Source organism: Pedobacter vanadiisoli (assembly GCF_042684385.1).
GTDB lineage: Bacteria > Bacteroidota > Bacteroidia > Sphingobacteriales > Sphingobacteriaceae > Pedobacter > Pedobacter vanadiisoli.
Genome location: NZ_JBHULL010000043.1, coordinates 214,902 through 228,243, shown reverse-complemented (window position 1 = coordinate 228,243; position 13,342 = coordinate 214,902). Strand labels below are relative to the sequence as shown.

Genomic DNA, 13,342 nt, shown 5'->3' with positions numbered 1-13,342 from the left:
ATTGCTTACAAAGCCTCTGTATCGGGGTATTGCAATTGTAAAGCGGAAATCAATTTATCCTTGGTTGGCCTTTTTAAGACTAAAAAGATAAAATTAGCAAGCCCAAAAATCAAAAAGAAGGAATTACGTGTCATGAAAAAGCCTACAATATTAAAAAGTGCTCCTCCTTCTAAAAGCGCCGAACTGATGATGAAGGCACTTTGATACATATTGATCTTGGTATCGGCCGTGGCAGATTTGTCTATTTTAGCAATTAAATTCCTGAAAAAGAAGATGCTTGCAGATATGGTGATCAGCCCCATAATCGGAAATATTGGATTAAAAGGTGAGGTAGTTTGCGGATTGGCATCAAAGAACATGGTTTCGCGGTTAAGGAAAACAGTTACCAATGCAAATAGGAAAACGCCCGAGCATAATGCAAGATGGATAATCTGTAGTGTTTTTAGTTTGGTGTTCATGCTGAATACGAAGTTAATAAAAGTGTCATGTTGAGCCTGTCGAAACATTATCGGAAAGTTATTCGACACAGGCTCAACATGACAGTATAAATAAGAAAACTACTTATCAATCCCCTCCAGCGCAAACAAAAATGCCCATCTTAACGAAACATCTTTGAGGTAATCGAATCGGCCAGAGGCACCCCCATGGCCAAATTCCATGTTTGTTTTAAGCAGCAGCACATTTTTATCAGTTTTGGTTGCCCTTAATTTGGCCACCCATTTTGCCGGCTCGAAGTATTGTACCTGGCTATCATGCAAGCCTGTGGTAACCAATATGTTCGGATAAGCTTTTTTCTCTACGTTTTCGTAAGGCGAATAGCTTTTCATGTAATTGTAAGCCGCTTTTTGTTTCGGGTTCCCCCACTCGTCAAACTCGTTTGTTGTTAACGGAATGCTTTCATCCAGCATGGTGTTTACCACATCTACAAAGGGAACATCGGCAATGACACCGTTCCATAAATCAGGTGCGATGTTTACTATTGCTCCCATCAATAAGCCACCTGCGCTGCCACCATGTGCATATAAATGCCCTTTTGAAGTGTATTTCTGATCTATCAGGTACTCTCCTGCTGCAATGAAATCGGTGAAGGTGTTTTTCTTTTTCATCAGCTTTCCATCTTCATACCATTGACGGCCCATTTCCTGTCCGCCACGGATATTGGCAATGGCAAAAACAAATCCCCTGTTTAATAAACTTAAACGTGGCGAAGAGAAGTATACATCCGAATTTGCGCCATAAGAACCGTAACCATAAAGCAGCAAAGGTGATTCGCCGTTCTTTTTAAATCCTTTTTTGTACACCAGGGCAATAGGTACTTTAGTCCCATCTTTAGCGGTGGCAAAAACACGTTCTGTTACATAATCTTTGGCATTGTAACCTCCCAGAACCTCCTGTTGTTTCATTAGTTTCTGCTCTTGTTTTGCCAGGTCGTAATCGTAGGTAGAACTCGGGGTAGTTAATGAGGTATAACTATAGCGCAATGTGGTGCTGTTATATTCAGGATTGGCGCCTACACCGGCATCATAAACAGGTTCATCAAATTTAATGTAATAATCGCTGCCATCATTTTTTAGTACACGCAGCTCAGTTAAGCCATTTTTACGTTCCGATAAAATGGTATAGTCTTTAAATTCTTCTACACTTTCCAGTAAAACGTTTGCACGGTGCGGAACCACCTCTTTCCAGTTTTCTTTTTCGGTTTTGTCTAAAGGGCACTGCATCAGACGGAAATTCTTGGCATTCCAGTTGGTGAGAATCAAAAACCTGCCATCAACAGGCATTACATCATACAATACATCTTTGGTACGGGCTGCAAAAACTTTAAAGGGGCTTTCGGGATGGTCTGCATCAATTATTTTATATTCTGAGGTAAGTGTTCCTTGTGAGGCGATAAAAATGTACCGGCCGTTTTTCGATTTCCCTACACCAATGTAATTGGTATTATCTTTTTCATCGTAAACCACTGCATCACTTTTGGCATCGGCACCAAGCACGTGTTTCTTTATTTTTTCGCTTAATAAAGTAACCGGATTTTTTGAAGTATAAAAGAAGGTTTTGTTATCGTTGGCCCAGGCCACTGCTCCCTGGGTGTTGGTAATGGCATCTTTTAAAGTCTCGCCTGTTTCTAAGTTTTTCACCTGGATGGTGTACTGGCGACGCGAAACCATATCCACTCCATAAGCCAGCAGTTTATTATCGGGGCTGATACTAAATCCGGTTGCGCTATAATAAGCATGTCCTTTTGCCAATTGATCTACATCCAGCAAGATTTCTTCAGGCGCGGATAAACTTCCTTTTTTACGGCAATATTTAAAGTATTGCTGCCCATCTTCTGTGCGGCTGTAATAATAATAACCGTTTTTAAAAACCGGAACCGATTCGTCTTTTTCTTTAATCCGGCCTTTCATTTCTTTAAACAGATCGGCCTGAAACTTATCGGTACTTTTCATCATGGTATCCAGATAAGCATTTTCGGCTTTCAGGTAATTTACAACCTTAGTACTGTCGGGACCTTTTTTAAAATAATCGATCATCCAATAATAATTGTCTGTCACCGTATCGCCATGAATAACTCTTTGGTGAGGAATAATTTCTGCTATTGGTGCTTTTGCGTTAGGCCATTTAATCGGTTTCATTTCTTTTTTTTGTGGGTTATTACAAGCCATAATTGTACTGAGAACAACTAGGGCGGGTAAGAGATGTTTCATAGCGGGTTGATTTGGGTTCAACCGCAATTTAACGAAATAGTTCATTAGTTCAATAGGCATTGGTTTATTAGTGGCATGGTGGTTAATTGTTCTGGGCAACTAACACTTCTAACTCCGGACTTATGATAAGTTCATTAGTTCAATGGTCATTGGTTCATTAGTTAGCATTGTGCAGGTTTTTACCAATAGAAACAGACTTATGACTTCACCTTAACCATTGCCATTTTCGTAAAAATCCATCAAGCCTATAGATAATTATCCAAATTAGAAAAATTGATGTTAAATTGCCGCATTCAAACTCCTCCAAGGTAATAATGAAAATTGGTTATAAAAAAATTGTTGTTAAAGTTGGTTCGAACGTAATTACGCAGGCGAATGGTTTGCCTGATGAAACAAGGATAAAACACCTTGTAAATCAATTGGCAGACATTAAAAAACAGGATGTTGAAGTTATTTTGGTGTCTTCAGGCGCAGTAGCATCAGGCAGAAGCTTGATCAAAGTATCAGATAAACAAGATGCCGTAACTACCCGACAACTATTGGCGGCCATTGGTCAGGTTAAACTGATCAATACTTATGCTAATTTTTTTGCCTCCCATGAAATTCAGTGCGCACAGGTTTTGGTTACGAAAGAAGATTTTCGTGATCGGGCGCATTATTTAAATATGAAAAATTGCTTACAGATTTTGCTTCAAAATGAGGTAATTCCTGTGGTGAATGAAAATGATGTAGTTTCAGTTACTGAACTGATGTTTACAGATAATGATGAACTGGCAGGGCTAATTGCCTCCATGTTAAATGCTGATGCGTTGATTATTTTATCGAATGTAAATGGCATTTATAATGGCGATCCGAAAGTTGCGGGTTCAGCCGTTATTGAGGAAATTAATGGCTCGGTTGCTAACCTGGCTTCTTTTATACAAACAGGGAAATCGCAATTTGGTCGCGGTGGAATGATTACCAAATCGACCATGGCACAAAAGGTGGCTAAATTGGGCATTTCTGTACATATTGCCAATGGAACCAAAGATAATGTACTGATTTCTTTGTTGAATAATGATCTGGTGCACACCCGTTTTGTACCGGAAAAAAGCAAATCGGGCAAGAAAAAATGGATTGCCCATTCTGAAACTGCGGCAACTGGGGTGGTGAAGTTAAATGATGGCGCAAAAGTGGTATTAACCTCAGGCAAAGCAACCAGTTTATTGCCTGTAGGGGTTATTGAAATCAAGGCCGACTTTTTAAAAGGCGACATTATTAAGATTGTAGACGAACAGGATCAATTAATCGGCTTGGGAATTGCAGAATACGGATCGGATAAGGCCAGGGAACGCATTGGACTGAAAAAGCAAAAAGCCCTGGTGCATTATGATTATTTTTATTCGGCGATTTAAAATGACCAGCTCGTCGCCCTGAACTTGTTTCAGGGTCTTATCGATAGAAGATGCTGAAATAAATTCAGCATGACGATCAAAATGAAGAAAAAATGGATTATAAACAATACTTCGAAAAAGCAAAGCAGGCAAGCCGTACTTTGGTTAGCCTAAGCAAAGAAACAACAGATGCAGTACTGACCGATCTGGCTGAAGCTTTGGTGGCTAATACAACCGAAATTCTTACTGAAAACGCTAAGGATTTGGCTAAAATGCCTATCGAAGACCCCAAATATGACAGGCTGAAGCTTAGTACAGCACGTATTGCGGATATTGCAAATGACCTTAAAAATGTAGCGGATTTAAACAGTCCATTGGGTAAAATTCTTTCCGATAAGACGCTTGATAATCAGCTGTATATACAGAAAGTGAGTGTGCCGCTGGGGGTTGTTGGGGTAATATATGAAGCAAGGCCAAATGTAACTGCCGATGTATTTTCGCTCTGTTTTAAAACGGGAAATGTAGCGGTATTAAAAGGTGGCAGCGATGCCGAATTTTCTAATCTGTCCATTGCAAGAGTAATACACCAGGTATTGGATCGCCATAAAATTAACCGTGATGTTCTAATCCTATTGCCTGCAGAAAGAGCTGCAACAGAAGCTTTATTAAATGCGCGCGGATTTGTTGATGTGCTGATCCCAAGAGGAAGTCAATCGTTGATCAACTATGTACGCGAAAACAGTAAGATACCTGTTATTGAGACAGGGGCTGGCATTGTACATACTTATTTTGACGAAACGGGCGATTTAGAGAAAGGTAAAGCGATTATTTTTAATGCAAAAACAAGAAGGGTAAGCGTTTGCAATGCTTTAGATTGTGTGCTGGTTAACGAAAACAGGCTGCATGATCTGCCAGTACTTTTATCTCCTTTGGCTGATGGAAATGTAGAATTATATGCAGATGAGAAGAGCTTTGAGGTATTAAAATCTTCTTATCCCGCTCACTTATTAAAACAGGCTGCACCAGAGCATTTCGGAACCGAGTTCTTGTCGCTAAAACTGGCTGTTAAAGTGGTTAATGATTTAATAGGTGCTTTAGATCATATTGCCCATTATAGCTCAAAACATAGTGAGGCCATTATTTCTGAAAATGCCGGTAATATTGCTCAGTTTCTGAATGAGGTAGATGCGGCTGCGGTATATGCCAATGCTTCTACAGGTTTTACCGATGGTGCGCAGTTTGGGCTTGGTGCCGAAATAGGCATTAGTACACAAAAACTTCACGCCCGTGGGCCAATGGGTTTGGAGGAATTGACCAGTTATAAATGGGTGGTAAGAGGCGATGGACAAGTAAGGGGATAATCATGGTTGATGTAAGATGTATAATAGGCGAGGACGAATAATAAGCTAAGAATCAATAGCTACTTCTTGTATCTTTTTTGTTGATGGTTTAATAGATCATGGTTGATGGCTTAAGTGTCTGTGAGCTATTAACAAAAAAAATCAACTAAAAGCCACTAATGAACTAATGGCCAATGAACAACTGAACTAAAGCTCAAATACCGCTCCCCTCTCCGGAACTTCAACATTAAAACCATCTTCCTGCAGCGCCATTGATAAACTTTGCAGGCTTTTATCTTCACCATGTACGAGAAAAACTTTTTTAGGCTGACCGGTTTGTTTAATTGTTTTCACTAAATCGTTATGATCGCCGTGTCCGCTTAACAGATCGGTTTGGCGAATGGTTGCATAAACCATCATTTCGCGGTCTTTAATCCTCACAATCGGCGCCCCGCTTAATAGTTTGTAGCCCAATGTTCCTTTTGCGCAATAACCGATAAAAAGAATGGTACAATAATAATTCTGAATGTTATAATACAAATGATCCTGAATCCTCCCGCCTTCTAACATACCCGCAGAAGAAATAATGATGCAGGGGTCAAAATAATTGGAAACATCTTTACTTTCTTTCATGGTTTGCACGTAGGCCAGATGCTCAAACTCGAATTCGTCGCCCATGGTCCGGTAAAAATCTTTTGCTTCCTGATTCACCAGGTTATGGTGTTTGCGGTAAACATCGGTAGCCTGAACGGCCATCGGACTATCCACAAAAATCTGGATTGGTGGTAAAAGTTTTTTGGTGAATATCTGGTTTAAGGCAAATACCAACGATTGTGTTCTGCCGATGCTAAATGCAGGGATGATCAGGCGGCCGGGACTTTTAATGCAGGCTTCTGTAATTTCCTGAACGAGGCGTTGTTCCAGCGTTTGGTCTTTGGTGTGCATCCTGCCTCCATAAGTTGCCTCGCTTACCACGTAATCTACTTCTGGCAGTGGCTCGGGATTAACCAAAACCGGATAATTTTCTCTGCCGATATCGCCGGTAAAAGCTATTTTTTTCTCTATACCATTATCATTTATGGTTAAAATAGCAGCGGCAGCCCCCAACAAATGGCCAACAGGTACAAAGGTTAAGGTAATATCGCCGTTAATTTTAAAAGGTTTGTTAAAGGCAATGGTTACAAAACGATCGATCGTATCCATTACATGCTTATGCAGATACAAAGGTTTTGGTCCGCTAAAATTGCCGTGTTTGGTACGGGGTTTTCTACCCGCTTTTCTTAGAAACAGCTCTACGGAGTCGAACAGCAGTATCGAAGTTAAATCGGCTGTTGGCGGCGTACAAAGCACCTGCCCTTCAAAACCCATCCTAACAAGTGTAGGTAAATTACCAGAATGATCGATATGCGCATGGGTTAAAATGACCAGGTTAATGCTTGACGGATCGAAAGGAAATTGCTGGTTTTCTTCCTGGTAGGTTTCCTTTTCATAGTCTAATCCGCAATCTATCAATATTTTGTAATGCCCGATTTCGAGTAAATGCATACTCCCGGTAACCTGTTGCGCTGCGCCCCAAAACGTTAACTTCATCTTCTTATCTTTCGCGTAAATTCTTTCGCCGTAAAGTAATATAATTGAAGGGATTTTTAAACAATCAGGCGTAATTTTTTAATTATGTTTGATTCACTGACCAAATTACACTCAGCAAAAAGATTTTTATCTTTGCAAAAAATATCAGCTATGCAAGAACCTTTTGATGTACAAATCGGGCCGGTAAATTATTCGGTATTTCCTGAAGGAAATCAAACTTATACAATCTTTAAAGAGGGTAAAGAATATATGCAGATCCAAAAGGATACTTCATCGATCTGGTTAAAGATGGACTATAAAACCGAGCTTCCGATTTTTGAGGAAGATGAAGAGGTAAATGCGGTGGGACAGGCTATTGAAAACTATGTACCTGAAGAGGATGATGAAGAGGAAGAGTTATAAAAATAACCTATACAGGCTTGTTTAGTGAACCTGTATGGGGGATTAAATTTATGCAAGAAGTTTTGAAAGTTCTTCTGCAACTTTTTCTGATGAGGCCGGGTTTTGTCCGGTGATTAACAAACCATCTACTATTGTATAAGGATTCCAATCTCCTGTTTTGCTGTAGTTTGCGCCGTTTTTAACCAGCATATCTTCTACAAGGAAAGGCACTACTGAAGTTAACTGAACCGCCTCTTCTTCGGTATTGGAAAAACCAGTTACATTTTTTCCTTTTACGAGGTACTCTCCATTTACTTTAACATCTTTTAGCACACCCGGTGCATGACATACGAATACCACAGGCTTATTGGCAGTATAAAACGCTGTAATGAGTTGTTGAGAGGTTGTACTTTCAGCTAAATCCCATAGTGGGCCATGCCCACCGGGATAAAATACAGCATCATAATCGTCCATTTTTACATTGGCCAATGGGAGGGTATGCTTTAATTTATCTAAGAGAACAGTATCCTTGTCCATTCTTTGCGTGCTATCGGTTTGGAAAGCAGGATCTTCGCTTTTTGGATCAATTGGCGGCTGACCGCCTTTTGGCGATGCTAATACAATATCAATACCTTTATCAGTTAAGGCATAATAAGGTGCGGCTAATTCTTCTGACCAAAATCCTGTTTTTAAACCTGTGTTTCCCAATTCGTCGTGGCTTGTAAGCACGAATAAAACTTTCTTATTCATATCTTTTATGCTAAGTGTATCACAAAATTAGGCCAATGCTTTTGGGTGGTAAAGGACTTCAATCACAGATTTCATGTGCGTCAAATCACACTTTTGTGGCAAGCCGGCTCAGTGTTTCTCTCGAAATACCCAGATAGGCAGCAAGTATTGTTTTAGAAACGCGTTGCATAAGTTGCGGGTATTGCAGTGCCAGTTGTTCGAAACGCTCTTTAGGACTAGTGCTGAGCAGCGATAAAATTCTTTGTTGCAGGGCTACATAACCAAAATTGCCTTTTACGCGGAAAAAGTGCTCCATTTTATGGCTTTCAAGGCATAACTTATCTAAATTTTCTTTAGAAATATAAAGCAACTCGGAATTTTCGAGACAGGAGATATTGGTAATGGATTTAACATTTGCATAAAAGGCCCGAAAATCTGAAAGCCACCAGTTTTCCATTGCAAACTGGATAATGTATTCTTTACCATTGGCATCAGTAAATGCCGCTTTTAACAAGCCCTTAACCACGAAATAGATGTTGTGTACAAATTCATCTTCCTGGATAAGGTATTGATGTTTTTTGAGGGTTTTAGATTTGAAATGTGAAGCTATATGTTCAAACTCCTGATCGGTAAGGGAAATGATTTCTTCGAGGTGTGTTTTTAGTTCGAAACTCATGCTATAAATTTAGCTAAATAGCATTAAACCCGTTTAATTTTTTGCCTGTAACGAAACAAGGATAAAAAACAAAGGCCCGATTATCAACCGGGCCTTTGTTTTTTTGAAGTATTACCTGGTACAATTTGCCGTCCAGGTTTGCCCGTCTTTTGAGACCAGCATTTTAAGTGTGCTGGCATCAATAGTGATTCCTGTTACACCAGAGCCGACACTTACATAAGTATTATCGCCCGATTTTTCGAACTTTACACCTGTAATATCCGGAATGTTGTTGCCAAAGTAAAAATTATAGGTTTCGCCTATCTTACTTACAGTTACTTTACCGTCGGTGCTGGTAATGGTCGATTCGCCATTACGGTAAGAAACGGAGCCTTTATAGGTGCCTACAAAGAAATCCCTGTCGGCAGGATCTGTATCCTTTTTACACGAAACCATCACGGTTAATGCTATTAAAAGCATGCTTAAAATTTGAACTGTCTTTTTCATCTCTTTCACTTTTTTAGTTTTAAATAGGTAATTAATGTAACAGGTCTATGACAATGACTGTGCCAAAGAGGAACCGATAGAAGCGAAAAGCGATGCTGAAAGACTTTTGGTTTTTGTTTTAAAATATTGATAGATAGTGTTTTATTTGGTGTCTAAAAATAATTTCAATTATTTTGGGAACAGGGAGAACATTCTGGTTTTTTCCGAAAGAATTGTGATTAATGGACAGATTTTTTAAAATTACCCGGCTCATGGTGGTATCGCACTGAAGATGTTTGTGTGGGCTTCTTACCAATGCTTTCACAATGACAGGGAATGTTTATCTGGAGATACAATTGAATAGATCAGTAGTCAAATTTATTGATCTGAAAGCAACCGCGCAGGGAAAAAAATTATGATATCAGACAAATAGTTGTAAAATGCTCGATTTATCAAGATAAAGTTTTGGTAAATTCGTGTTTTAATGCCATTAACCATAATAAATAAGATACCTTCTAACCAAACAAACTTTCATGCACTTAACAAAGAAAATTGTGTTCACAATAACCAGTTTCAGTAAATATCTGGCCCTTATCCTGCTGGTATACACCGCTACGGCTCAAGGACAGGTATTAAACAGGGATAGTTTTGAGCATTATATATCGGAATTTAATAAAGCTGATGATGAACTATACAAGTTCGGCGATTTCCCGAACGAAAAAGCATGGACGTTTCTTAAGACCAATATTCCTTTCTTTGAATGTCCGGACAAACAGCTGGAGAAAACGTATTATTTTAGGTGGTGGACTTACAGGAAGCATATCAGAAATACCCCTGAAGGCCACATCATCACAGAATTTCTGCCGGATGTTTCATGGGCAGGAAAATATAATTCGATTGCCTGCGCGGCTGCGCTTCAGTTTATGGAAGGAAGATGGTTGCACGCGACAAGTTATTTTGAGGAATATGCGAGATTTTGGCTAAAGGGAAGCGGAGCGAAAACGGTGCGAGGCTATTCGTTCTGGATAGCGAATGCGCTGGAGAATTATACAGATGTACATAACAATGATGCCCTGTTGAAGGAACTTTATCCTTATCTGGAGGAAAACTTTAAATCCTGGGAAAAAGATCACAGGGATTCGACGGGATTCTTTTGGCAGACAGATGACAGGGATGGAATGGAAAAGTCAATATCTGGAGCAATTGCAGGCTGCAAAACCAGGGGCTACCGGGCTACCATAAATAGTTACATGTTTGCTGAGGCACAGTCACTCGAAAGACTATCGCTAAAGCTTGGAAATACCTCCAAGGCTGATTACTACCATCGTAAGAGCGAAGAGATGAGGAAGAAAATCAACAATGGGTTGTGGGATAAAAACAGCTCTTTTTTCAAGGTCATTCCCTGGGGAAGCAAAGACATGAGTTTTTCTGATGCTCTTGAACTACACGGCTATACGCCATGGTATTTCAATATACCTCCGCAAAATTACTCTTCAGCCTGGAAATATCTGATGAATGATAAGTATTTCTATGCGAAATACGGGCCAACCACAGCTGCCCAGAACCATCCAAGGTTTGCTATCTCCTACCAAGGTCATGAATGCCAATGGAACGGGCCAAGCTGGCCTTTCTCGACATCAATCACGCTGACCGCGATGGCGAATCTTCTGAATGATTATAATCAGCGTTATGTTTCGGCGCAAGACTACTACAAGCTGCTCAAAATATATAGCAATTCTCATCAGATCACTTTTGCCAATGGCAAGAAACAGCCATGGATCGATGAAAACATTAATCCCTTTAATGGTGATTGGATATCGAGGACGAGATTGAAATCATGGGAGCAAAATACGTGGAGCAAAAACAAAGGTGGTGAAGAGCGGGGTAAGGACTACAACCATTCTACTTTCAATGACCTCATAATAACCGGACTTGTCGGAATCAGAGTTGGAAAAAACAATGAGCTGATTGTCAATCCTCTGGTGCCTCTAAGTGAATGGGATTACTATTGCCTGGATAATCTCCTTTATAAAGGAAAAATTATAACCATTTATTATGATAGAACTGGAAAACGCTATAATAAAAGAAAGGGATATAATATACTGGTTAACGGCAACAGCGTCTTCACGTCCACTAAACCCATAAATGCAAAAGTTCCATTGAGATCATAACATTGAGGAGGGCAAAAATTAAAATGCTAACATTGCTGCTGTTTTAACCCATTGGTATATCTATCGGTAATAAGCGAGGTCGACGCCTCTAAATCAAGGAGTACGGTGTAAAAGCCTTAAGATAGAAGGGATGGAAAAATTGTGTATTGCATCCCTATAACCATAAATTAGACACAGTTCATCTTTTGCATCACTCAATCAGAGGTTTTTGGCGCTTCTAACGTTTTCAGGGATTCTTTCAGGCGTTGGATGATAGTTGGCGCACACAATTCGTGTAAGAGGAGAATTTACCCCGCCCAACCGTCCCTGTCTAAGCTTCTATAATTAATGGATTCGGCCAGGTGTTCGAGTTCTACATTTTCGCTTCCGGCCAGATCGGCAATGGTACGGGCCACTTTTAAAATCCTGTCGTAAGCGCGGGCAGATAAACCCAGACGCTCCATCGCCGTTTTTAAGAGCATAATCCCATCCTCGCTGATCTCGCATACTTTCCGTACCATTTTGGTGCTCATCTGTGCATTATAGTGCAAGTTGGGTTTATCCGCAAAACGTTTATCCTGTATTTCGCGGGCTTTGATTACGCGGCTCCTGATGGTACCGCTTTTTTCAGCATCGACTGACGAAGCGAGCGAAGTAAAATTAACAGGAGTAACCTCTACGTGCAGGTCGATACGGTCTAACAGGGGGCCTGATATTTTGCTCAGGTATTTTTGAACCACACCCGGGGCACACACACAATCCTTTTCGGGATGGTTGTAAAAACCGCAGGGACAAGGGTTCATTGAAGCGACCAGCATGAAACTGGCGGGATATTCTACAGAGAACCTTGCCCGCGCAATGGCCACCTTACGGTCTTCCAGTGGCTGGCGCATTACTTCTAAAACCGTACGCTTAAATTCTGGCAGTTCATCTAAAAACAACACTCCATTGTGGGCAAGTGAGATTTCGCCAGGCTGTGGGTTTATCCCTCCACCTACCAAAGCTACATCGCTTATGGTATGGTGTGGAGAACGGTAGGGCCTTGAGTTCATTAACGAATCGGCGGCAGATAGCTTCCCGGCGACAGAATGAATTTTGGTGGTTTCGAGTGCTTCGCTTAAATTTAATGGTGGCAAAATGGTAGGCAAGCGTTTGGCGAGCATGGTTTTGCCCGCTCCCGGCGGACCAATCAGTATAACATTATGTCCTCCTGCTGCTGCAATTTCGAGTGCACGTTTTATATTCTCCTGTCCCTTAACATCAGCAAAATCGTGTTCATAACTATTGATGTTTTTTAAGAATTCTGCTTTCGTATCGACTTTCACCTGCTCCAAATTTTCGTGCTGATTAAAAAAAGCCGCTACCTGAGCAAGATTTTCTACACCATAAGCCTGCAGGCCATCTACAATGGCGGCTTCACGTACATTCTGCTTGGGCAGGATAAAGCCTTCAAAACCATCTTGTTGGGCTTGTATTGCAATCGGTAAAGCCCCTTTAATGGGCTGAATACTTCCATCGAGGGAGAGCTCGCCCATAATAAAGTATTTTTCGAGTTCGTTGCAGGGGATCTGCCCCGAAGCCGCTAAAATGCCGATGGCAATGGGAAGGTCGTATGAAGAGCCCTCTTTTTTAATGTCGGCAGGGGCTAAATTGACTACTATTTTTTGCTTTGGCATGCGAAAACCAGAAACAGTAATCGCACTGGCTACCCGTTGTAAACTTTCTTTTACTGCATTGTCCGGTAGGCCCACCATATAATATTTGGTGCCGGCACTGATATTCACTTCGATGGTTATGGTTAGTGCATTTACGCCATAAACAGCACTCCCGTATGTTTTTACAAGCATTGATTTTTAATTAAAATAAATTCGGATGTAAATTATTCGGGATGAATATTGATTACTAATATAAAAATTGTTTAGGTAAAGGT

Annotated in this window: 11 protein-coding genes; 4 read left to right on the top strand and 7 right to left on the bottom strand. The window is 40.5% G+C overall.

All coding sequences use genetic code 11. The annotated features are described in order from the left end of the window. Positions 1–5 precede the first annotated feature (5 nt). Both ACFSR6_RS21090 and ACFSR6_RS21085 read right to left on the bottom strand, forming a co-directional pair. Positions 6–458: a hypothetical protein gene (locus tag ACFSR6_RS21090; protein ID WP_379082673.1), complete on the bottom strand. Its 453-nt coding sequence runs from the start codon at positions 456–458 to the stop codon at positions 6–8. Between the two features lie 99 nt (positions 459–557). Beyond that, positions 558–2,708 (bottom strand): S9 family peptidase, encoded by a 2,151-nt coding sequence (locus ACFSR6_RS21085; protein ID WP_379082671.1) that lies wholly within the window; start codon positions 2,706–2,708, stop codon positions 558–560. A gap of 314 nt (positions 2,709–3,022) precedes the next feature. Here ACFSR6_RS21085 and proB point away from each other — a divergent pair, with 314 nt between their 5' ends. Together proB and ACFSR6_RS21075 are read left to right on the top strand one after the other, a co-directional pair. Further along, positions 3,023–4,102 carry a glutamate 5-kinase gene (proB, locus tag ACFSR6_RS21080; protein WP_379082669.1) on the top strand — a complete coding sequence of 360 codons (1,080 nt, stop codon included), beginning with the start codon at positions 3,023–3,025 and terminating at the stop codon, positions 4,100–4,102. Positions 4,103–4,194: 92 nt separating this feature from the next. Next, positions 4,195–5,442, top strand: a complete 1,248-nt coding sequence (locus ACFSR6_RS21075) for a glutamate-5-semialdehyde dehydrogenase (RefSeq protein WP_379082667.1) — start codon at positions 4,195–4,197, stop codon at positions 5,440–5,442. A 186-nt stretch (positions 5,443–5,628) separates the two neighbouring features. Here the strand turns inward: ACFSR6_RS21075 and ACFSR6_RS21070 are convergent, their stop codons facing one another. Continuing rightward, complete coding sequence (locus ACFSR6_RS21070) at positions 5,629–7,011, bottom strand: MBL fold metallo-hydrolase RNA specificity domain-containing protein (protein ID WP_379082664.1); 1,383 nt, start codon at positions 7,009–7,011, stop codon at positions 5,629–5,631. A gap of 150 nt (positions 7,012–7,161) precedes the next feature. Here ACFSR6_RS21070 and ACFSR6_RS21065 point away from each other — a divergent pair, with 150 nt between their 5' ends. After that, positions 7,162–7,413, top strand: a complete 252-nt coding sequence (locus ACFSR6_RS21065) for a hypothetical protein (protein ID WP_379082661.1) — start codon at positions 7,162–7,164, stop codon at positions 7,411–7,413. A gap of 48 nt (positions 7,414–7,461) precedes the next feature. Here ACFSR6_RS21065 and ACFSR6_RS21060 read toward each other — a convergent pair whose 3' ends face one another. From ACFSR6_RS21060 to ACFSR6_RS21050, 3 genes are all read right to left on the bottom strand, one after another. Then, positions 7,462–8,142, bottom strand: a complete 681-nt coding sequence (locus tag ACFSR6_RS21060; RefSeq protein WP_379082659.1) for a type 1 glutamine amidotransferase domain-containing protein — start codon at positions 8,140–8,142, stop codon at positions 7,462–7,464. Positions 8,143–8,227: 85 nt separating this feature from the next. Further along, positions 8,228–8,797: a Crp/Fnr family transcriptional regulator gene (locus ACFSR6_RS21055; protein WP_379082657.1), complete on the bottom strand. Its 570-nt coding sequence runs from the start codon at positions 8,795–8,797 to the stop codon at positions 8,228–8,230. Between the two features lie 111 nt (positions 8,798–8,908). Continuing rightward, positions 8,909–9,283 (bottom strand): hypothetical protein, encoded by a 375-nt coding sequence (locus ACFSR6_RS21050; protein WP_379082655.1) that lies wholly within the window; start codon positions 9,281–9,283, stop codon positions 8,909–8,911. Between the two features lie 533 nt (positions 9,284–9,816). On the opposite strand from ACFSR6_RS21050, the gene ACFSR6_RS21045 reads away from it, so the two are divergent. Continuing rightward, positions 9,817–11,433 (top strand): MGH1-like glycoside hydrolase domain-containing protein, encoded by a 1,617-nt coding sequence (locus ACFSR6_RS21045; protein WP_379082653.1) that lies wholly within the window; start codon positions 9,817–9,819, stop codon positions 11,431–11,433. A gap of 287 nt (positions 11,434–11,720) precedes the next feature. Here ACFSR6_RS21045 and ACFSR6_RS21040 read toward each other — a convergent pair whose 3' ends face one another. Beyond that, the gene (locus tag ACFSR6_RS21040) at positions 11,721–13,259 is read right to left on the bottom strand and encodes a YifB family Mg chelatase-like AAA ATPase (RefSeq protein WP_379082651.1); all 1,539 of its coding nucleotides are present in this window, start codon (positions 13,257–13,259) and stop codon (positions 11,721–11,723) included. Between the last annotated feature and the right edge of the window lie 83 nt (positions 13,260–13,342).